The following is a 21,485-nucleotide window of genomic DNA, read 5'->3' on the forward strand; positions in this document are numbered from 1 at the left end:
CATTCTTAAATTTTTATCAAGAATGTTGGCCTTAGAATCCAATCCTCTTATCTCTCAAGCACAATACTTGCGGGAGTTAGCACCTTAAACTTTGTTCAGGTTGCCGGGTTTCACAGGGCCTATCCCTCCACCACTCTTGATAAGTGCTCTTTGCAGAACATGTTTTATTATTAGCATGTTTGTGGCTAAATGCAAAGATAAAAACGATAATTTTATGACATGAATAAAATTTTTATGCATACAAAACCATTATAAATATAACTGAGCTATGATAGGCATACTTCTAAACAATACAAGGTGATAACGATGACCAAGAAAATAATTTTAGATTGTGATCCAGGCCATGATGATGCGATTGCAATCTTACTAGCACATGGTAATCCTGAGATTGAATTATTGGCAGTTACAACGGTTGTTGGTAATCAAACTTTAGAAAAAGTAACGCGTAATGCCTTAGGTATGGCAAAGGTGGCCAATATTGTAGGTGTGCCATTTGCAGCAGGTTGCGTAAGACCGCTAGTAAGAGATATAGAAATTGCACCAGATGTCCATGGTGAGTCAGGCTTAGATGGCCCCGAGTTACCAGAACCTACATTAGAATTAGATTCTCGTCATGCTGTGGATTTAATCATTGAAACGATCATGAGTCACCCACCAAAAACAGTGACAATCGTACCAACAGGCGGTTTAACAAATATAGCAATGGCAGCAAGAAAAGAGCCAAAAATTGTTGAGCGTGTGAAAGAAGTTGTATTGATGGGTGGTGGTTATCATGTCGGTAACTGGAGCGCAGTTGCAGAGTTCAATATCAAAATTGACCCAGAAGCAGCACACATTGTATTCAACGAAAAATGGCCATTAACAATGGTTGGTTTGGATTTAACACACCAAGCATTGGCAACGCCTGAAGTGGTTGAGAAAATTACTAAAGTTGGTACAAAGCCCGCAAAATTTGTGTTAGAGCTTTTAGAATGCTTTGGAAAAATGTATAAAAAAGCACAAGGTTTTGATTATCCACCTGTTCATGATCCATGTGCAGTAGCTTATGTGATTGATCCAAAAGTGATGACAACGCAAAAAGTGCCAGTAGATATTGAGTTAACAGGCACTTTAACTTTGGGTATGACAGTCGCGGATTTCCGTAACCCACCAGAACCTGATTGCCATACACAGGTGGCGGTGAAATTGGATCATACTTATTTTTGGGACTTAATCGTGGATGCGCTAGAGCGCATTGGCGAGGTGGACTATGACAAATAGCACTCCGCTTAAGGAGAAAACCAATGTAGTGCCACTCATGGTGGCACTTCTAATGGCATGTATGGCATTCCAGCTGAATGCTAGTATGCTTAATCCTGTATTGGTGACGATTGCAAAGAGCTTAGAAACATCTGAAGCGACTGTAGGTTTAACGCAAACAGCATTCTTTATGTCGGCGGCGTTATTCTCAATCTTTGTTCCTCGTTTGAGTGATATTGTTGGTCGTCAAAAAGTGCTATTCACATTAATTGCAATCACAACCATTGGTGGCGTTGTGGCGGCTTTAGCACCCAATATTGAGATCTATTTTTTATCTCGTGTAATTCAAGGTGTTTCTGGCCCTGTTGTACCATTGTGTTTATTGATGCTTCATCATGAAGTGAAAGATCCTAAGCAATATGGGATTTTGATGGGCATTATCACAGCGGTGAATGGTGGTATTGCAGGGATCGATGCTTTCTTGGGCGGTTATATCGCAACGAACTTTGGCTTTAGACCAGTATTTTGGTTCATCGCTGCGGTGGGTGTGATGACATTGCCATTCATCTTGAAAGGCGCGCCAGAATCTAAACCTAATGCTGGGCAGAGAATGGACTGGGTTGGTGTTATCTTTTTAGTGATCACGTTGGCTGGCTTCTTAACAGCATTGAACTTCACAAGTAATATTCCATTAGTGGTTGGTTCAGTAATTGTTGCTTTAATTTCGTTCACTCTGTTTGTACAAGTGGAAAAGAAAGTGACAAATCCATTGGTAACCATTGCTGATCTCAAAAAGCGCTCAACGTGGGCTTTACTATTAACGACAGTATTAACCATGACAGGTATTTTTGCGATTGTGAATGGCTTGGTGGTTTCATTTGCGCAAAATGGTGAGATTGGTTATAGCTTAACTGCTAATACTACGGCGATTTATCTATTAGCACCTTATGCTTTGATTGGTTGGTTAGTGGGTCCATTCATGGGTAAATTAGCACCTGTTTATGGTTATAACAGAATCTTACGTGTAGGTTTGATTGGTAGCTTGCTTGGCGTTGTGGCGTTGATGTACTTAGGCTTAAATACTTTAGCAATTTTGATTACTGCAACGATCTTTATCGGTGTGACTTATGCAGGTACAGCTAATATCATGTTGAATGGTTTAGGTGTTGTATTATCTCCTAAAGATAATCCAGGCTTTTTACCAGGTATGAATGCGGCCGCTTTCCATATTGGTGCAGGTTTAAGCTTTGCACTATTACCTGCCATGCAGGCAATGAATGCAACATCTAAAGATGGTTATTTCAATGGTATGTTATTAGGCTTAGGCATTACTGTATTGGCATTTTTAGTGTCATTCTTAATTCCAAAACCAGTGGATGCAGAAGTGCAAAGTGTTTAATTAACATAGATGAATATCAAATCCTGCTTCGGCAGGATTTTTTTATTGAACTCGATCAATAACGCCGTGAGTATTATTTGTTACCATGAGTAAATTAATCATAGATATTCATAGAGCACTATAAAATGATGAGAGCATTTATCTTGGGTATGATTTTAACAGGCATTGCATTAGTTTTTTTCAATGTGATCATGCACAAGAAATCAGAAGTTAAAATGGAAATTGTCCAAGTGGATGATGTCATTGTTGATCCTGATAAAATCCCTAAGTTTAGTGAGCAAAATACACCGAAACAGAGCATTAAATATAATGGCACTTATGAAGGCATGTTGCCATGTGCTGATTGCAAAGGTACTAAAATTACGCTGAATTTAACAGATGGACATTATAGCCAAACTGTGACAAGGATTGGTGTAGCAAGCAATTTAGATGAGTTTCATACAGGTTTATATCAATGGGATGAAACAGGAGAAAAGTTTCAAATAGATTCACCTGCTAAAAGTAAATATCAATTCAAAGATGGCAACCTTCAACAACTCAATATGAATGGCGTAGGTTGCTTGAGTGTTGATGGTAATTCATTTGTTTTATATAAAGTTGAATAAAATAATTATGTTCTAAAAATTAGAACAAAATAATAAATTAATTCGTGTTGCTAAATTGTAACCATTTTCATAGTGTAGGTTGAACGATGAACAAGGTTGTAACAAGGATAGCAGTATGAGTTTAGAAGTACGTATGATCCCGAAACAGACAACACCGAATTGGGATAGTGTCTTTCTAGGTAAAATCATTGAAAATGAAGATGAATTAGTTAAGATTGAAAGCAGTGACCGAGTTTTTTGTCAGTCTTTTTATTATGAAAATAAAATCGATGGCGCATTACCAGATATCTGGTTACGTAAAAATGTAGCAGAAAAGTTGCAGTTGATGGTGGAATCATTACCGAAAACCATGGGCATTATCATTTTAGATGGTTGGCGCCCTTATCGTGTTCAAAAGGCATTGCGCGATGTTGTTGGTGAAGTGATCCATGAGCAAGAACCCAATTTAACCCAAGAAGAATTTGAAGCACGTTTAAGTGAATTTGTGGCAGAGCCTCGTACGCAAAAAGATTCCCCAAGCCCACATTTAACAGGTGGATCTGTGGATCTAACATTGTGTGATTTAAAAGGTAATGCACTAGATATGGGGACAGCGTTTGACAGCCCTGAAGAAGATTCATGGACGGCAGCCTTTGAAGAAGAAGGGAAATCTATAGAAATCCGCATGCGCCGCCGCATTTTATTCAATGCAATGATAGATGTTGGATTCACTAATTTACCCACAGAATGGTGGCACTTTGATTATGGTAATCAATTGTGGGCGCATTACAGCGCTGAGAATCACGCCGTTTATTCTGCAACAAGCTTATAAAAAGAGACAAAAGGAGAGAGTATGGAAACTTGGATTTCCGCCGATAATACCATTGGTTTATGGGCGTTTTTATTGATTGCAGCAACCGTTTCCATTGTATTGGAGCAAAAATATCAATGGGCAGCGAAGTTGTCGGGCGCTGTGATTGCGCTGATCATTGGTTTAGCTGCCACTAACTTTGGTTTAGTGCCACAAGATACAGCTGTTTATGATGCTGTTTGGGCTTATATTGTGCCATTAGCAATTCCTTTATTACTGTTTCATGTGGATATTCACGCGATTTTTAGAGAAAGTGGTCGTTTATTAGCGATTTTCTTACTAAGCTCGATCGGTACAGTGTTTGGTGTGATTATTGCATTCTTTGCATTGAAAAACTATATCCCAGAATTGGATAAAGTGAGTGCAATGATTGGGGCAACTTATACAGGTGGCGGTGTAAACTTTGCAGCCATGGTTGCAAAGTATGAGCCAACAAAAGATATCGTAGCAGCGACAACAGTTGCCGATAACTTGGTAATGTCCGTTTATTTCATCATGTTGATCTTGATCGCAGGCATGGGCTTTTTCCGTAAAAAATACCCAACGCCACACATCATTCAATTTGAAAAAGAAGCTGCAGAAGGCACAAATGACAGAACAATTGCAGAAGCTTATTGGCAGCCAAAAACGATCGGTTTGAAGGATATTGGTATTTCAATAGCAGCATCAGCATTATTGGTGGCGTTGGCATTTAAAACATCAAGCATTTTAAAAGCGTTCTTTGGTGTACCCAACAATATTTTAGAAGAAATTGCATTTGGATTAATCACGGATAAATATTTGTTGTTAACGACATTCACTTTGGTTGCATTGTTATTGTTCAGAAAGCAATTTGCAAAATTACATGGCGCACAAGAGTTGGGAACATATGCGATTTACTTGTTCTTCGTTGTTATCGCAATGCCAGCATCGATTGCTTTGATCGTACAAAAAGCGCCAATTTTGTTTGTATTCGTAATTGTCGTAATGCTCGTGAACTTAATTTGGTCATTGGGCGTGGGTAAATTGTTCAAGTTTACATTGGAAGAAATTATATTAGCGTGTAATGCCAACGTGGGTGGCCCAACAACAGCAGCAGCATTGGCAATCAGCCAAGGTTGGACGAAGTTAATTGGCCCAATCTTAGTTGTAGGAACTGTTGGCTATATCGTCGGTAATTATATCGGTACTTTGCTATATATTTTCTTATCAAAATTGATGTAATTGAGTTTTGTAGAGTATTTAAAAATCCCGCAGCATGCGGGATTTTTGTGTTTATGTATTAGAAAAATTTCAAATAGTTCAGATAGCTCAACCATTGCTGAATCTTCATTGAATAATCCAAGATAATATCAGCAGGGATTAATCCCCATACTTTATTGCTTGCATCTAATGTTAAGGGCGCAAAGTAGATGGCTGCAAATGTGAGTAAAACAGCAACAATTGCAGGCATTAATCGACGACAAACTGTTAAGCTAAAATAGTTACTCCACCAATATAATCTTACAGTTCCTGCGCGTTTCAACCATGATCGAAAATACATTCTACGGATAAAAAACAGAACATAAAAAGTGATTAATAACTTCAAACCAATGTATTTGGACATACCCACGAGATTATCAAAAAATACAGACAGGTTTTTAAATGCATCATCACTGAATGCAAACACTTTCGCTGAATAATGATATTGCTGTGCATAATACAGTTCTGTAATCGCTTGGCTCGTATATAAAACATAACCTATTACAACGCACAATAGCATCCATTTCAATAATGACCAACGTCGAGCGGAAGTAATGATTTTTAGTAAAGCATTGCTAGATTGGGCAATGTATTCTTCTGAAACAGAGCGTTGTAAATGCTCTCGCACTTGTGGAATGGTTTTACCTTCACACTGTTTCTCTAGCATGATTTGGTTGATTTCAGATTCTGTGAATTTTTGAATCGTTTTGGTGTTCAGAAATCCTGAAAAAGGCAAGGATCTTGGTAGATATTGCCCACGATAAATCAAATCATCCAAATCTTTTTGTAATAATACTTCTAGTACATTACTGGATTCTAAAATCTGTGGTTGATCTCCATACAAAATCCAAGTGATGTGGTAATCCTTAATATTGCTTTGTGAACGTGCAAAATTCATCGTTGCAGAATAAGCAAACTGCATGGCTAAAATATCAGGATATTGTTCGTGCATGTGCAGGGAAACATTGCCATGTTGGGCTAAATTATGTAAACCTGCTTGATACAAAGCATCAGGAATGTATTTTGGTACATCTTCCTGTGGGAAAATTAAAGAGTATTTTGGCGTTGCAACCGTATAAATTGTGCTGACTTCTGTGATATATGCTGTCCCTTCGCAAGTATGACATTGTACTTTTCCTGAACCATGACAAGGTGAGCAATTGCTTCGACCTGATCCCCAACAATAATGGCAACTTTCATAATAATATTCTGTGCGATATTGATTATTATAAGCATCATGGCGCTGTCGGCTTTTTTGTGTTTGTCCGCTGCCGCTACAATAACCACACGTTGATTTACCTGAGCCATGGCAAGTAGAACAATTGATTCTACCGTGCCCATGACAAACATCACATTCATATGTATGGCAGATGTTCTTATCATATTGATGAACCTCAATGGCTTGATGCAATGTGCCATACGGTGAAGTTAATACACGATATTCAACATCTGATAATGCATTAGAGCGATTGAGCTCAGCACTAGAATGATGCTTCAATGCATCGTGATAAGCGTAATGATCCAAATAGACCAAGGTGTATTCATTGGCTTGTACTGTACCAATTCTGCGATAGCTATCAATCCGTGAAGATAAATGCACAGTGAGCGCTACATCAAACTGATATTGATAGGCTTCGATTAAATCAACATTAAAATTGAAATGCTCCAAACGTGTTGAATCTTTGATGTAAAGGTCAATCACTTGTTTGCAGTGTTGATGATATTGCTCTTTATCGAATGTCATGATGTTTGCCTGAATTGTAAATGCGTCGAAAGCATATAACAGGCGTTATTATCTTGCAACATACCGCCGCATGTATTGCAAATAACCATATTGTGCCAATGCTTTGTAATTCTGCTAAAATCCAGCCTTATTGATAAAAATTAGGATACAAATAATGCTTTCGATTGTAGATATCATTGCTGGCGAAATTAACGCCAAACCAAACCAAGTAAATGCGGCGGTTGACCTATTAGATGGTGGCGCAACAGTGCCGTTCATCGCGCGTTATCGTAAGGAAGTGACAGGCGGATTGGATGATACACAATTGAGAACATTGGATACGCGTTTGATTTATTTGCGTGAATTGACGGAGCGCCAAAAAACGATTTTGGAATCCATTCGTTCGCAAGATAAATTAACACCAGTATTAGAAAATAAAATCCTCAATACCTTAACAAAAACAGAACTGGAAGATATTTATCTCCCTTATAAACCAAAGCGCAGAACAAAAGCACAAATCGCACGTGAAGCTGGTATTGAGCCTTTGGCTATGACGATTTTGACAGAATCACCAAACATTGATCCCGAAACATTGGCGGGGCAATTCATTAATAAAGAAGCAGGCTTTGAAGATGAAAAAGCAGTGTTGGATGGCGCGCGCTTTATTTTGATCGAGCATATGTCAGAGCAAGCGGATTTAGTGGGTAAATTGCGTCAATTTGTGTGGGATGAAGGCGTGATTGTGGCTTCTGTGGATGAATCTAAAAAAGCAGCGGCGATTAAGTTCTCAGATTATTTTGAATTCCGCGAGCCAATTAAAACAATTCCATCCCATCGTGCTTTAGCTTTGTTACGTGGTAAAAAAGAAGATTTACTCAATGTTGATTTGATCCTACCTGATAACGCTTTAGAAATTCCACAAGTGATGATGGCGGAATATTTTGGCCTAAAAGATATGCATAAATGGATGAGCGATACGATTCGTTTATGTTGGCGCTCTAAATTATTCTTATCATTGGCATTGGAACAACTTGGAAAAATGCGTGATGATGCGGATGATGAAGCGATCAAAGTATTTGCGAAAAACTTAAAAGATCTATTGTTAATGGCACCAGCAGGTAGTAAAGCGATCTTAGGCTTAGATCCGGGACAGCGTACAGGTTGTAAAGTTGCTTGTGTGGATGTGACGGGCAAAGTGCTTGATACTGCTGTGATTTATCCTCATGCACCGCAAAATCAGTGGAATCAAGCATTGGCGATCTTAGAAGCTTTATGCAAAAAGCATGATTTAACATTGGTTTCGATTGGTAATGGTACAGCTTCGCGCGAAACGGATAAATTGGCACAAGAATTGTGTGAACGTATTCCGAACTTAAAGAAAATCGTGGTGAGCGAAGCAGGTGCTTCTGTGTATTCGGCTTCTGAACTCGCTGCTAAAGAATTCCCCGATATGGATGTTGCGCTCCGTGGTGCAGTTTCCATTGCGCGCCGTTTGCAAGATCCATTGGCAGAATTGGTTAAGATTGACCCTAAATCCATCGGTGTTGGTCAATATCAGCATGATGTGAACCAAGCGCAATTGAATAAAAGCTTAACGGCAGTGGTTGAGGATTGTGTGAATGCGGTAGGCGTGGATGTGAATACGGCTTCTTCTGCGCTACTAACATATATTTCAGGTTTAAATGCGACGATTGCGCAGAATATCGTGGCTTATCGTGATGAAAATGGTGCATTCAAAAATCGTAAGGCATTGAAAAAAGTGCCTCGCTTGGGTGATAAAACCTTTGAACAAGCGGCAGGTTTCTTGCGCATTTTTGGTGACAATCCATTGGATCGTTCATCGGTGCATCCTGAAGCTTATCCTGTGGTTGAGCGCATTTTAGCGAAGAATAACACAACGATTGACCAAGTGATTGGTAATGCTAGCTTCCTAAAAGGCTTAAAAGCGAGCGATTATACTTGTGAGCAGTTTGGTTTGCCAACTGTGTTGGACATCATTAAAGAGCTTGAAAAACCTGGGCGTGATCCTCGCCCTGAGTTCAAAACTGCGACATTTAAAGATGGCATTGAAACTATTAAAGATTTGAAAGAAGGCATGATGCTCGAAGGCGTGATTACCAACGTTGCTAACTTTGGTGCATTTGTGGATATCGGCGTGCATCAGGATGGTTTAGTGCACATTAGCGCTTTGGCGGATCGCTTTGTGAAAGACCCCCATGAAGTTGTGAAAGTGGGCGATATTGTGAAGGTTAAAGTGATCGAAGTGGATGTGCCACGTAACCGAATCCAACTCACAATGCGCTTATCGGATGATATTAACCAAGTAAAAAACAACGCACCGAAAGGCAATGATCGCAAAGCGGGCTTTAATCAGAAACATGTTAAAGAAGCCCCGAGTAATAATCCATTTGCGGCTGCGTTGGGTGGGTTGAAGAAGTAGGAATTAATTGAAAGCATCATAGTGATATGGTGCTTTTTAGTATCAAGGGTAAAAATATATTGTATACATTTAACTATATGTATTGCATATAATAAAATTCAAATTAATAATTATCTATAAGGTATTTTATGGATTCAAATTCGGTTGGGTTTATTGTTTTAAATATTTTGGCAGTTATAACACTATGTGTGTGCTTCTCAATTTTGATTTGTAATTATAAAAAATGGGATATTTTATCTTCAGAACAGAAGATTTGGCAAACTAGCTTAGTTGGAGGAATGATTGCTTTTGTGGTTTTTACATACCCAATATTATATTGGAAAGATTTAACAGTATTAGAAGCAATTGGATTGGCTTTACGTATAATGACAGCCGTGATGGCAATAATAGCTTTTGTCATTGCTTTTTTGAATTTTCAACGTAAATCAGGTTATGCCTTTAAAGTTTATATTACAGGTGTGACAACATATTCATCGGGCAATGCCAAGGTTAGTCGATTAATTTTGATTAATCAAAAGGACAGAGCTGTTGGTATTAGCGCTATTTTTCTAAAAATAGGAAATTATAGAATTTCTTTAAAAGAATTTATGAAGGATTATGCAAATTCATCAGATGATTCGGTCAAAATTTTTAGTCCATATCACAGTGAAGAAATTTCACTGCCAATATTTGATAGAGATGATTTTCTTTTTATAGAAGAAACAGATGCGCCAAGTATATATGTAAATAATCTGTCATCTTTGAAACTTAAAGAAATTTTTTTAGATCAGAGTAATAATGATCGTTTTACTATTAAAAATACAGATTTATTTAGCATAGAAATTATGACGTTGGATGCAGTTGTTGAATGTAAAGTGCAACAGATAAACTATCAGTGGGAGGACAAAAAAGTATTAGTAGATTACTTATTCAAAGAAGATTGTTTCCCACAGACGGATAAGAGAATATCTAAAGAAGTCATATTAGATATCCAAGATAATAAAGTGGTTGAAACAGAGATGTTAAAAGAATAGTTTAAAATTTGGTAAACCCAAAACTTCTTTAACCATTGTATACAATTATGAGATTTTTAATGTTATAGACTTAACCAAAAATGATACTCTCTTCAAAAAGGTGAGAATATTGATGATAGTGAGAGTTAAACAAAAATTCGATTGCTGAATAATAAGTTAAAATACTCTAAATTATTTTTAGGTTAATCGGAAAACAAAATGTTAAACATCAGTTCAGCAACAATAGAAAAAATCATCATTCATCAAGTTGGGAATATTGGGCGCGAGGAAGAGTGCGTATTTTCAGAGGCTAGTGTGAAGCCAAGTGCATCTCTTGAAGCGCTATTATTAGAGCATTATTTATTGCCACTATCAGAGCTTGAAGATGCTTATGAGTTTAAAGCAGGTGATTTAACAGATGTGATTGCAGGTTATGCGAAAGAGATTTTTACAGCAGATGCAGATTTTCATGATGCATCGATTAAAATTGCAGGGCATCTGCATAGTGTGACGAATCACCCAAATATCATGGGCGGCGATTTTATTATTATCTTGTTTGATAACATCTTTATGAACTCTAACGAAACCAAGGCGCTTGGGTTATTTAAAGTGGAATCGAAAGATGATTATCTCGATATTTATGATAATAATGGCACTTTGGAATTCATTGAAAAAGAAGGGATTTCTTTAAGAGATATTCAAAAGGGTGCTTTGATTTTGGCGAGTGATGAATCTGTGTTAGCGATTGATAGCCAAAAAAGACGCACAAAGTATTGGCATGATGACTTCTTGAGTTTAAAGCCAAAGCAAACGGAACATGCCGAGCTTAAAGCAAGTAATGATATTTTGCGTGGCTTGAATAAACGCATTGCAACGCCAGAACAACGCTTGGAGTTTAATAAAAGCTTAGAAAGTCATTTAGAAGAGCATGATGATATTCGCTTTAAAGATCTCGAAAATTTCTCGAAACCTTATGTGGAAGAGCAAGAGATCAATCGTGTGTTTAATGCGGTGCAGAATAAGGCAGGTTTTGCGATTGATCGTGAGATCAGCGTGCCAAGTCATCAATTCCGCGAGCAATCCAAAAATACGATGCAAAAGGCGAGCATTGCAGAAGGCATTGAACTTGTGGTTCGCAGTAAAGATACTTACATTGATCAAATTGAGATTGTGGAAGATGGACAAGGCTTTACCGCAATCATTAAATTTGATGTTTATGAGCCTGAGTCATAAAATCCTTATCAACTCATAAAGTTGTTTTATTCACCTATTTTGCTATAGTTCTACTATGCTTATTAATATTATTGTTTTTATCAAATAGTTATATTGTAGGTGAATACTATGCCATTTAGAATTGATCGCCTTGTCGTGACAACCATTGCGCTGATTTTGTTTCTATTGCCATTTATGTCTTATGGCGATTGGTTATTAAATACAGCCTGTGTTGTTGTTTTGCTGATTTATGCAGTTTGGCAGGTTTTTATGATTATTTTGTTGCTTGGCACAAAATATCAACAGAGGTTAAAGCATCATCAGCAGAATCTTATTTATGCGGTAGTGATTTTTGTTGCTGCGCTCATTCCTACTAAATTAATTTCTTTTTATGTTCAGCAACAAGTGGATCGGTTCATTGTCGTTGTCAATGACTATAAGGACAGAAATGGTTATTTTCCGCATATTGTAGACATCAGTGAAGATTATGAAAAAGTACAAATGAATGTGCCGCAGTTCATTTATCAGCGAGAAGGGCAGAACTTAGCAAGTTTAGAGTTTCCAGAGCCAGGTATGTCGGTGGATTCATTGGTGTATGATTTTTCTAATCAAAATTGGCTTTGCTCCAAAGATTGTTAATTATTCTATACTGAATATATATCGTTTAAACTATTTTTAATAGTGCTTTTATTGGATGTTGTGTATTTATTTTATTGATTTATTTGATAAAATTTAATTATCTAAAATTTCTTGAGTCTCTTTGAATATTAGTGATAGTATAAAACTATAGTTATAAAAGTTTGATGTATTATACAAAATAATATCAACGCAGTAGGAGGAGCATTATGAAATTATCATCTGTTAAGCGTATACCTCATGAAGAAGTGATTGTTTATTTTATGGAAGCAATTGAATCAGGTGGTTTTCTTCCAGGCGAAACATTACCTTCCATAAAGGAGATTGCAGATAAGCTTGGCTATACAGAAGCAGAAGTGGCTCATGCTATTAAAGTCTTAAAAGCTGAAAATATTCTGTTAGATAAAACAGATGGCTCATTGATGTTGGCAAAGAGTGATAAAGATCTTATTGTGGAATTTGTTCGTAGTCGTATATTGCATATCCAACCTGAAGACATCATCAGTTTATTGGAAATTCGGGAAGGCTTAGAAACACGTTCATTTGTTCTGGCAACCGAAAGAGCAACAGAGCAAGATCTAAAATCTGTTGAAGCTGCTTTGCAAGCATTGGAAGCGCGTGTTAAATTACAAAAAACTGCAGCAAAAGAAGATTTGCGTTTTCACTTAGAATTAGTGAAAGCGAGCCATAACAGCATGATGACTGATCTAGTAGAAATCATATTTGAGCGCTTTTTTGAAACACTGCATGATACTCGTACGAGCATCAGAAAATTAGATAATGTGGATCATTTCATTGATGTGCATAGGGAAATTTATAATGCATTAGTGGCAAGAGATGCTGAATTGGGCGTGATATTGATGAAAAAACATATCGAGCAGACAATTGCGCTGTATAAAAATTTAAGCTGATTTAAAATCCTACAGCTTGTAATTATATGAATGAAAATACCCAATTTTAAGATTGGGTATTTTTTGTTAGTTTTGAAAATATTATGTAGTTATTATCTATTTAATAACAATTAGTTGTTTGTAAATTATGTAATTATTAATATTTATAGATGATTTTTGTTGACGATGTTCTTAAAAACAGTTATCAAATAGTATTATTATAATATTTGGGAGGGTTTAAGAATGAATAGTCGTAAAAAAATTATTATGAGTGCATTGTTAACTATATTATTAGCAGCTTGTTCGCAGGAAACTGAAAAATCAAGTGGCAATGAAGCAACTTCCACGAGCTCAGAGCCATCTAAAGCAATATCAGATGATCGTTTAAATTCACGTTTTGTCACAATCGCAACAGGCGGTGCATCAGGTCCATATAACATCATTGCGACTACAATGGGTGAGATTTACTCAGAAAAATATAAAGCAAACTCTAAAACACAGACAACAGGTGCATCCGTTGAAAATATTAACTTGCTAGATCAAGGTAAAGCAGAAATGGCATTTGTGATGAGTGATGCTTTAAACCAAGCAATTAATGGTGAAGCACCATTCCAAAAGAAAATTGATTCAGTGAAACAAATTGCTGTGCTTTATCCAAACTTTGTACAAATCGTAACCTCACAAAAATCAGGTATTAAAACAATCGAAGATTTGAAAGGCAAACGAGTTGCTGTGGGGGATCAAAACTCAGGCGTCGAAGTGAATGCACGCTCATTACTGAATGGTCATGGTATTACTTACAATGATCTGAAAGTGGATTACTTAGGTTATGCGGAAGCTGCAGATGCATTGCGTGCTGGCCGTATTGATGCAGCATTTTTAACAAGTGGTTTACCTAATGCCTCATTGATGGAGTTAGCTCAAGGCTTTGATCTTCAGTTGGTAACCATCAGTTCAGAAAATATTGCAAAAATTGCACAAGATAAACCATATTTTATGGCGATGGAAATCCCTGCGAATACTTATGGTAATACAGAAGCTATTCCCACGGCTGTGATCATGAATGCTTTAGTTGTAAATAGTAAATTAAGCGATGATGATGTTTATAAGTTAACAAAAACATTCTTTGAAAATTTAGATCGTTTACAAAATTCTCACCAAGCAGTGAAAGATGTTTCTTTAGAGAAAGCACAAAATGGTATGGTTGCACCAATCCATCCAGGTGCTCAGAAGTACTATGATGAGCAAAATCAGCAGTAAGTTTATGATCCTAGTAACAGCGATTGTGCTGTTGCTAGGTGCTTCATTGTATCCATGGTTTACAAGTATTCATCTGAGAACTGAAAAGTTCTCTTGTGATTTCAGGGAAGATGTTTTGACATTGCAGTGGATTCACTCTGTTGAGCGAGAAATGTGGCGGGAAACTTATCAAGCAGAAGGTGATCACCTTCGATTGTTTCGATCACAATTCAAAACATTTGGTGCAGGCACACCTTATAACGAACCCTTGAAAACTCAAGGTGGTTTTGTTGAATCGAATCCTAATTTAAATATGCCACAGATTAATTGGATCATCTCGCGCAATGTGGAATCCACGTTAAATACGATTAATGGCGACATTCCCATTCATCAATATTTTGACGATTATTCTGAAATTACATTATCAACACACAAGCATACTATTTGGACATTTTTAAAGGACACTTGTTATGACAAGTTCACAGCCTCAAATTGATGAAGGGCAGAAAATCCTCGAAAAATTTGATCGAGAATCTTTAGTTCGTAATCCTTCCAATCGCAATATCAAGTTATTGATCGCAGGTTTAGCACTGTTTTATTCGCTGTATCATTTAGTTACTACTTATTATCCTATTCCACAATTGTTGTATCGTGCAGCCCATGTTTCGATCGGCTTGGCATTGATTTTTTTAATCTATCCAGCTTATCCTTCACAAAATCGTACAAAGGTGCCTATTTATGATTGGTTTTTAATGCTCTGTGCTTTTGCATCTTTTGGTTATCTTTGGATTGAATACGATGGAATTATGAATACACGCGGTGGTATTCCTAATCAATTAGATATTGCTTTCGGTATTATGACGGTAATCTTAGTCATCGATGGCGCGCGCCGTGTGATGGGGTGGATTCTACCGATTTTGGCATTAATATTCTTAATTTATCCATTCATCAGCCATTATGATTTTATACCTGACCGCTTATTAACGCGCCCTTATGATTTGGGTGATATTTTTGGGCAGATGTATCTCAAAATGGAAGGGATATATTCAACAGCAATTGGTGCTTCCGTATCATTTATCTTCTTATTTATTCTGTTTGGCGCATTTTTGGCTAAATCTGGCATGGGGCAACTGTTCAATGATTTAGCCTTAGCATTAGCAGGACACAAGCAAGGTGGACCAGCTAAAGTTGCGGTGATCTCAAGTGGCTTTATGGGCAGTATCAATGGTTCAGCAGTAGGTAATGTTGTAGGTACAGGTGTTTTTACAATCCCGATGATGAAACGCGTGGGCTACAATGCAAACTTTGCGGGAGCCGTTGAGGCAAGTGCTTCTGTGGGTGGGCAAATTTTGCCACCGATCATGGGTGCAAGTGCATTTATCATGGCGGAAACTACAGGCGTTAAATACAGCACGATTGCATTGGCAGCATTTTTCCCAGCGTTACTTTATTATTTGGGCGTGATCGCGCAAGTGCATTTTAGAGCAGGGAAGGATGACCTTAAAGGCATTCCAAAAGCTGATCTACCGAAAGTGAAAGAAGTATTGTTGGCACGTGGGCATTTATTAATTCCAATTTTTGCATTGGTTTATTTCTTATCCGAATCTGTGCCAATCAACTTCGCAGCATTTTATACCATCATCATCAGCGTGATTGTGAGCCAATTCAAAAAAGAAACGCGAATGAGTTTTAAAGACATTGTGGATGCTTTAATTTCTGGTGCGAAGCAATCTTTGCCAGTAATGGCAGCTTGTGCGGTTGTGGGTATTATCATTGGTACAGTGAGCTTAACAGGTTTTGCGAGCGTGATGATTTCTATGATCACAAGCATTGGTAAAGATTCATTATTTTTGACTTTATTCTTAACGATGTTAGCTTCTATGGTATTGGGCATGGGTTTACCATCCATTCCTGCATATATCATCACAGCAACAATGGCAGCGCCTGCAATTGCTGGTTTAGGTGTACCAGTATTGGTTGCGCATTTATTCGTATTTTATTTTGGGTTGTTCGCTAATATCACACCACCCGTTGCATTGGCATCTTTTGCAGGTGCAGGTATTGCAGGTGGTGATCCGATGAAAACTGGCTGGCAATCATTAAAGCTTGCTTTAGCAGGTTTTATTGTACCTTTTATGTTTGTTTATAATCCTGCAATGCTGTATATCGATACAACAGGGTTAACAAGTATGAATGTGACGGAGTTCCCAGCACCACCATTATTATCCATCATTATGATCTCCATTACATCAATTATAGGTGTGATTAGTTTAGGTGCGGCTGTAGAGGGGTACTTTAAGGCACGCATGAATATTGCTGAACGTTTAATTTTAGCTGTGGGCGCATTAATGCTAATCATTCCAGAATTATATACTGATATTATTGGTATTTTTGTAGTGATGGGGATGGTGATGTTAAATCTCCGTAAGTCACAGCAGGTTAGAATGGTATAAAATATTCATATGTTATATTGTTAACGTGTTTATCTTGCTAGAATTCGCATATGAATAAATAAAATAAGGAGCTATTTGATGGAATTAGTAATGGTTGTTGGTGCAGTTATTTTTTATATTTTAACTGCACTATTTATGAAAAAAGAACAAGTTAGAAAATTGTGGCTTTCCATCTTAATATTAACGATTGTTGTGGCATTTGGTGCAATTATATTCTTACGTTTTGGCGCAGATGATTTTATGGCTAATGCAAAAACAATGTGGCAGTTATATTTTTTATACTTTGCTGTTGCTGTTTTGCTAGCTGTTGCAATTATTAATTTCTGGATGTTCCGAGCTGTTATCTGGAAAGTTATGCGTGGTCAAGATGTTGTTTTAGAAAAAGAAACTAAAAAATAGATATGTCTAGCTTCTTTTAGAAATATGAGCCAACTCAATTGCTGAGTTGGCTTTTTTGATGGTGGGCTGTATCAGAATTAAACTAAAATCTTATTGGTAATATCTTTGATAGAATTTGCACCTGTTAATGTCATAGCTACGTGCATCTCTTTTTCAAAGAGTGTTAGCAAGTTCTCTACAGCATCTTGTCCGCCTGCTGCCAATGCATAAGCATAAGCACGTCCGATCATCACACTGTCAGCGCCGAGTGCAATCATACGAACAACATCCAAACCTGTACGAATGCCCGAATCCACAAGGATTTTAAGATCATCTTTCACGGCATCTGCAATGGGGGGCAATGCACGCGCTGAAGATAAAACACCATCTAATTGCCGTCCGCCGTGATTGGAAACTACAATACCATCTGCACCAAATTTTACAGCATCACGAGCATCATCGGGATCTAAAATGCCTTTAATGATTAATGGGCCATCCCAAAATTCACGAATCCATTCTAAATCTTTCCAGCTGATGGATTGATCAAAGTTCTTCGTTAACCATCCAATATAATCCTCTAAACCAATGGGCTGGCCAAAGTATTTAGAGATATTGCCTAAATCGTGTGGTTTACCTTGCACGCCCACATTCCAAGCCCAAGTTGGATGTGTGAATGCTTGGATCATACGGCGAAGATTAGCATTGGGCCCGCTCATGCCTGAATGCGCATCACGATAACGTGCACCGGGTGTTGGTAAATCCACTGTAAATACTAATGTTTTGACACCATTGGCTTTGGCGCGTTCTAAAACATTCTTCATAAAACCACGATCTTTTAATACATAGAGCTGAAACCACATTGGGCGATCAATTTGTGGTGTCACTTCTTCAATTGGACAGATGGAAACCGATGACATGGTAAAAGGAATGCCACGTTTAGCTGCGGCTTTGGCTGCTTGAACTTCACCACGCTTTGCGTACATGCCTGTTAAACCAACGGGAGCTAAAACAACTGGCATGGATAATGTATCATCCCATAATTTGGTTTCTGTGCTGATGTTGGACATATCACGCAAAACTAATTGTTTGAGTTCAATTTCTGATAAATCAGAAACATTGCGCTTTAATGTGTGTTCGGCATAAGCACCACCATCGATGTAATGGAATAAAAAAGGCGGCAAAGTTTTTTCTGCAGCTTTTCGATAATCGGTGGATGCTGAAATAATCATGTGACTCTCCAATGGTTCATTATTTAGATAAAAGCATTTGCTTTACATTATCAGTGTTGATAATTTAATTCCTTAATGTCAATGTAGCGCAAATAATTAGGAAAAATCAAATTGTATGGCTGGGGGGCTAAAACAATCATGGGAGATGTAAAAATTAATCGGGGTGATTATAGTTTGTTTGAGAGTGCTTTAAAGAAAGTATTGCCTGAAAAACAAATATATACAGAATTGGCAGTACGTTTTGCATATGGTACAGATGCTAGCTGTTATCGTTATATTCCTAAGATTGTGGTACGTGCTCAAAATGAATCTGAAGTTTTAAGCATCATTAAAACTGCTTATGATCATCAAATTCCTGTGACATTTCGTGCATCTGGCACATCGTTATCAGGGCAAACATCCTCCGATTCCGTGTTAATTTTACTGGGTGATGATTTTGTTGATACAAAAATTTTGGAGAATGGTGCAAAAGTTAAACTCCGCCCGATGGTGATTGGTTCTAATGCAAACTTAGCTTTGAAACCCTTTGGTAGAAAAATAGGACCAGATCCTGCAACCATTAATACTGCAAGAATTGGCGGGATAGCATCGAATAACTCGAGTGGCATGTGTTGTGGTACGAAAGATAATAGCTATCACACAATGGATACGATGCGCTTGATCCTTGCAGATGGCACAATTTTGGATACTAGCGATGATCAAAGCATTGCTAATTTTAGGCAATCTCATGCAAGCTTTTTGGAATCTATTCAAAATTTAGCACAAGTGATTCGTGATAATCCTGAATTAGAAACCAAAATTCGCCATAAATATCGCCTAAAAAATACAACAGGTTATGGCATTAATGCTTTAGTGGATTTCACTGATCCCATTGATATGCTTGCGCATTTAATCATTGGCGCAGAAGGTACATTGGCATTCATCAGCGAAATTACGTATAAAACAGTGATGGATCATCCGCATAAAGCTTCAGCTTTGATCTATTTTGATGATTTAGATAATTGCTGTAATGCTGTAACATCTTTACGCCAACGCGCAACAGTAGATTCTGTGGAACTGTTGGATGCACTCAGCATTCGTTGTGTGGGTGCTCACATAACTCAAAATCTTCCTAATTTCTTCTATGCAGATATTCCTGATGATTCAGGTTGCTTATTGATAGAAACCAAAGCAGAAAATGATCTATTACTCGATCAGCAAATTGAGTTCATAAACAATTTGGTGAAAGAGCATCATGCAACTGAGCACAGTTCATTCTCAAAAGATACAGTTGTGACGGATTTCTATTGGAGCGTGCGAAAAGGTTTATTGCCCATCATTGGTGGCAGTCGCCCGCAAGGCAGTAATGTGATCACGGAAGATGTAGCAGTGCCAATTGAACGCTTAGCAGAAGGCGTTCGTGTATTAACAGATTTATTGAAAAAGCATAACTATGAAGAAGGTATGATCATGGGGCATGCTTTGGAAGGGAATCTGCACTTTATTCTCACGCCAAAATTGGACAATGAAGAAGAGGTTAAAAAATATGATCTCTTTATGGATGAACTCGCAAAAATCGTGGCGATTGATTTCAATGGCTCATTGAAAGCGGAACATGGTACAGGTAGAAATATTGCACCTTTTGTGAAAGTAGAATGGGGTGAAGATGCTTATGGCATCATGCGTGCCATTAAATCTATTTTTGATCCGAAAGGGATTTTTAACCCTGATGTGATCATCACAGATGATCCAACGTTGCATTTGAAAAATCTCAAAGCAATGCCAGAAGCTGACGCAATCATCGATCAATGCATTGAATGTGGTTTGTGCGAGCCTGCGTGCCCATCGGATGGATTATCTTTAACACCGCGCCAGCGCATTGTATTGTGGCGCCAGCATCAAGAATTAGTACGTACAGGTGAAAATCCTGAGTTACTGGCATCCATTCAACGAGTTTATCCATATATGGGCATTGAAACTTGTGCAACAACTGGCATGTGCGCAACCCGTTGCCCCATTGGGATTAACACAGGTGAAATGATGAAGGCATTGAAAGTTGCCAATCGTCAGCCGGATATCGCTAACTTTGCACAATCCCACATTAATGGTTTGAGCAAAGTGGCAAGAGGCATGATCAATGTTTCTCATGCAATTGGTAGTCAAAACAGTGCAAAAATTTCTCAAAAAATGCATTCAATATTCAAAGGCATTCCAATTTTACCTGCATCTTTGCCGAAATCTGTGAAGCCCATCACTCAATTGATGAATGATGATGCAAAGCAATCCGTAGTTTATTTTGTTTCTTGTGTGAATCGTACATTTGCAGAAGGTACGACAGATCATGTATCAGTTGCTGACCATACTTTATCGTTATTCAAGAAATCAGGTTTTAAGGCTATTTTTCCTGAAAATTATACAAGCTTATGTTGTGGTCAGCCTTTTGAATCCACAAAGGAATTATTAGCGAATGAAAAATCTGTGAATCGCGTGAATGATGCTTTATTGAAAGCAAGCAAAAATGGAGAATATCCTGTTTATATTGATAATGCACCATGTGCTTTAAAGCTCTTTGAAGCGCAGGATCAAGGTTTATTGGATAGCCGAATTAAACTCTATGATGCAGCAACTTTCTTAGTTGAAAAAGTTCTGCCAGAATTAACCATTGTGAATAAGCGCGAGCATTTGTCTTTACATATTCCATGCTCTGCAACCAAAATGAAAGCAGCACCTGCTTTAACAAAATTGGCAGAAGCTTGTACGGATGATTTAAGCTTTACGAATATTGCATGCTGTGGTTATGCGGGAAATAAAGGGATGTTACTACCTGAATTGAATGCTAATGGTTTGCGACTATTGAAGAAGAATATTCCTGAAAGTTGTGATCATGGTGTTTCTATGAGCCGTACTTGCCAAATTGGTTTAACCGAACATTCGGGGATTGAATACCAAAGCATTGAAGCTTTATTGAATCATTGTTCACAATAAATTTTAGTGTTTGTA

General features: G+C 37.6%; 17 protein-coding genes and 1 riboswitch. Of the genes, 15 read left to right on the forward strand and 2 right to left on the reverse strand.

Annotated features, from left to right (window positions below):
• Positions 1-44: 44 nt before the first annotated feature.
• Positions 45-146: riboswitch (SAM riboswitch) on the reverse strand.
• A 160-nt stretch (positions 147-306) separates the two neighbouring features.
• The 5 genes from uriH (at position 307) to BZK14_RS03740 (ending at position 5,296) form a co-directional block, all read left to right on the forward strand.
• The gene (gene uriH, locus BZK14_RS03720; RefSeq protein ID WP_077925246.1) at positions 307-1,260 is read left to right on the forward strand and encodes a uridine-preferring nucleoside hydrolase UriH; all 954 of its coding nucleotides are present in this window, start codon (positions 307-309) and stop codon (positions 1,258-1,260) included.
• Positions 1,250-2,638 carry a uridine transporter UriT gene (gene uriT / locus BZK14_RS03725; RefSeq protein ID WP_077925247.1) on the forward strand — a complete coding sequence of 463 codons (1,389 nt, stop codon included), beginning with the start codon at positions 1,250-1,252 and terminating at the stop codon, positions 2,636-2,638. Before uriH ends, uriT begins: the two co-directional genes overlap by 11 nt.
• A gap of 125 nt (positions 2,639-2,763) precedes the next feature.
• Entirely contained in the window at positions 2,764-3,243 is a 480-nt protein-coding gene (locus BZK14_RS03730; protein WP_077925248.1) for a copper resistance protein NlpE N-terminal domain-containing protein, read from the forward strand.
• 115 nt (positions 3,244-3,358) lie between these two features.
• Positions 3,359-4,054 (forward strand): M15 family metallopeptidase, encoded by a 696-nt coding sequence (locus BZK14_RS03735; protein ID WP_077925249.1) that lies wholly within the window; start codon positions 3,359-3,361, stop codon positions 4,052-4,054.
• A 21-nt stretch (positions 4,055-4,075) separates the two neighbouring features.
• Positions 4,076-5,296: a DUF819 family protein gene (locus BZK14_RS03740; RefSeq protein ID WP_077925250.1), complete on the forward strand. Its 1,221-nt coding sequence runs from the start codon at positions 4,076-4,078 to the stop codon at positions 5,294-5,296.
• 58 nt (positions 5,297-5,354) lie between these two features.
• On the opposite strand, the gene BZK14_RS03745 is transcribed toward BZK14_RS03740, so the two are convergent.
• Complete coding sequence (locus tag BZK14_RS03745) at positions 5,355-7,058, reverse strand: hypothetical protein (RefSeq protein WP_077925251.1); 1,704 nt, start codon at positions 7,056-7,058, stop codon at positions 5,355-5,357.
• Positions 7,059-7,212: 154 nt separating this feature from the next.
• Here BZK14_RS03745 and BZK14_RS03750 point away from each other — a divergent pair, with 154 nt between their 5' ends.
• The 9 genes from BZK14_RS03750 to BZK14_RS03790 all read left to right on the forward strand — a co-directional run bounded on the left by BZK14_RS03750 (position 7,213) and on the right by BZK14_RS03790 (position 17,298).
• A complete protein-coding gene (locus tag BZK14_RS03750; protein WP_077925252.1) occupies positions 7,213-9,477 on the forward strand; it encodes a Tex family protein in 2,265 nt (754 codons plus the stop codon).
• Between the two features lie 128 nt (positions 9,478-9,605).
• The gene (locus tag BZK14_RS03755) at positions 9,606-10,490 is read left to right on the forward strand and encodes a hypothetical protein (protein WP_077925253.1); all 885 of its coding nucleotides are present in this window, start codon (positions 9,606-9,608) and stop codon (positions 10,488-10,490) included.
• Between the two features lie 198 nt (positions 10,491-10,688).
• Positions 10,689-11,702, forward strand: coding sequence for a nucleoid-associated protein (locus BZK14_RS03760; protein ID WP_077925254.1), 1,014 nt, complete (start codon positions 10,689-10,691; stop codon positions 11,700-11,702).
• A gap of 108 nt (positions 11,703-11,810) precedes the next feature.
• On the forward strand, positions 11,811-12,320 hold the full coding sequence (locus BZK14_RS03765) for a hypothetical protein (RefSeq protein ID WP_077925255.1): 510 nt from the start codon (positions 11,811-11,813) through the stop codon (positions 12,318-12,320).
• Between the two features lie 206 nt (positions 12,321-12,526).
• Complete coding sequence (locus BZK14_RS03770) at positions 12,527-13,228, forward strand: FadR/GntR family transcriptional regulator (RefSeq protein ID WP_077925256.1); 702 nt, start codon at positions 12,527-12,529, stop codon at positions 13,226-13,228.
• Positions 13,229-13,450: 222 nt separating this feature from the next.
• The gene (locus BZK14_RS03775; RefSeq protein ID WP_077925257.1) at positions 13,451-14,467 is read left to right on the forward strand and encodes a TAXI family TRAP transporter solute-binding subunit; all 1,017 of its coding nucleotides are present in this window, start codon (positions 13,451-13,453) and stop codon (positions 14,465-14,467) included.
• Positions 14,468-14,471: 4 nt separating this feature from the next.
• Positions 14,472-14,942, forward strand: a complete 471-nt coding sequence (locus BZK14_RS03780) for a DUF1850 domain-containing protein (RefSeq protein ID WP_245831147.1) — start codon at positions 14,472-14,474, stop codon at positions 14,940-14,942.
• On the forward strand, positions 14,917-16,899 hold the full coding sequence (locus BZK14_RS03785; protein WP_077925259.1) for a TRAP transporter permease: 1,983 nt from the start codon (positions 14,917-14,919) through the stop codon (positions 16,897-16,899). The genes BZK14_RS03780 and BZK14_RS03785 overlap by 26 nt, the downstream gene beginning before the upstream one ends.
• Positions 16,900-16,977: 78 nt before the next feature.
• Complete coding sequence (locus BZK14_RS03790; RefSeq protein ID WP_077925260.1) at positions 16,978-17,298, forward strand: hypothetical protein; 321 nt, start codon at positions 16,978-16,980, stop codon at positions 17,296-17,298.
• Positions 17,299-17,375: 77 nt separating this feature from the next.
• Here the strand turns inward: BZK14_RS03790 and lldD are convergent, their stop codons facing one another.
• On the reverse strand, positions 17,376-18,506 hold the full coding sequence (lldD, locus tag BZK14_RS03795; protein WP_077925261.1) for an FMN-dependent L-lactate dehydrogenase LldD: 1,131 nt from the start codon (positions 18,504-18,506) through the stop codon (positions 17,376-17,378).
• A 138-nt stretch (positions 18,507-18,644) separates the two neighbouring features.
• Between lldD and BZK14_RS03800 the strand changes: the two genes are divergently transcribed.
• Positions 18,645-21,470: an FAD-binding and (Fe-S)-binding domain-containing protein gene (locus BZK14_RS03800; protein ID WP_077925267.1), complete on the forward strand. Its 2,826-nt coding sequence runs from the start codon at positions 18,645-18,647 to the stop codon at positions 21,468-21,470.
• Positions 21,471-21,485 lie beyond the last annotated feature (15 nt).

It is taken from the genome of Wohlfahrtiimonas larvae (assembly GCF_002006755.1).
Taxonomy (GTDB): domain Bacteria; phylum Pseudomonadota; class Gammaproteobacteria; order Cardiobacteriales; family Wohlfahrtiimonadaceae; genus Wohlfahrtiimonas; species Wohlfahrtiimonas larvae.

Bases quoted from the DNA above. Each gene is read 5' to 3' on its own strand.
- BZK14_RS03760 (WP_077925254.1), top strand. From the start codon at position 10,689: ATGTTAAACATCAGTTCAGCAACAATAGAAAAAATCATCATTCATCAA.
- BZK14_RS03765 (WP_077925255.1), top strand. From the start codon at position 11,811: ATGCCATTTAGAATTGATCGCCTTGTCGTGACAACCATTGCGCTGATT.
- BZK14_RS03750 (WP_077925252.1), top strand. From the start codon at position 7,213: ATGCTTTCGATTGTAGATATCATTGCTGGCGAAATTAACGCCAAACCA.
- BZK14_RS03740 (WP_077925250.1), top strand. From the start codon at position 4,076: ATGGAAACTTGGATTTCCGCCGATAATACCATTGGTTTATGGGCGTTT.
- BZK14_RS03790 (WP_077925260.1), top strand. From the start codon at position 16,978: ATGGAATTAGTAATGGTTGTTGGTGCAGTTATTTTTTATATTTTAACT.
- BZK14_RS03775 (WP_077925257.1), top strand. From the start codon at position 13,451: ATGAATAGTCGTAAAAAAATTATTATGAGTGCATTGTTAACTATATTA.
- BZK14_RS03785 (WP_077925259.1), top strand. From the start codon at position 14,917: ATGACAAGTTCACAGCCTCAAATTGATGAAGGGCAGAAAATCCTCGAA.
- BZK14_RS03800 (WP_077925267.1), top strand. From the start codon at position 18,645: ATGGGAGATGTAAAAATTAATCGGGGTGATTATAGTTTGTTTGAGAGT.
- BZK14_RS03780 (WP_245831147.1), top strand. From the start codon at position 14,472: ATGATCCTAGTAACAGCGATTGTGCTGTTGCTAGGTGCTTCATTGTAT.
- BZK14_RS03735 (WP_077925249.1), top strand. From the start codon at position 3,359: ATGAGTTTAGAAGTACGTATGATCCCGAAACAGACAACACCGAATTGG.
- lldD (WP_077925261.1), bottom strand. From the start codon at position 18,506: ATGATTATTTCAGCATCCACCGATTATCGAAAAGCTGCAGAAAAAACT.
- uriT (WP_077925247.1), top strand. From the start codon at position 1,250: ATGACAAATAGCACTCCGCTTAAGGAGAAAACCAATGTAGTGCCACTC.
- BZK14_RS03730 (WP_077925248.1), top strand. From the start codon at position 2,764: ATGATGAGAGCATTTATCTTGGGTATGATTTTAACAGGCATTGCATTA.
- uriH (WP_077925246.1), top strand. From the start codon at position 307: ATGACCAAGAAAATAATTTTAGATTGTGATCCAGGCCATGATGATGCG.
- BZK14_RS03745 (WP_077925251.1), bottom strand. From the start codon at position 7,058: ATGACATTCGATAAAGAGCAATATCATCAACACTGCAAACAAGTGATT.
- BZK14_RS03755 (WP_077925253.1), top strand. From the start codon at position 9,606: ATGGATTCAAATTCGGTTGGGTTTATTGTTTTAAATATTTTGGCAGTT.
- BZK14_RS03770 (WP_077925256.1), top strand. From the start codon at position 12,527: ATGAAATTATCATCTGTTAAGCGTATACCTCATGAAGAAGTGATTGTT.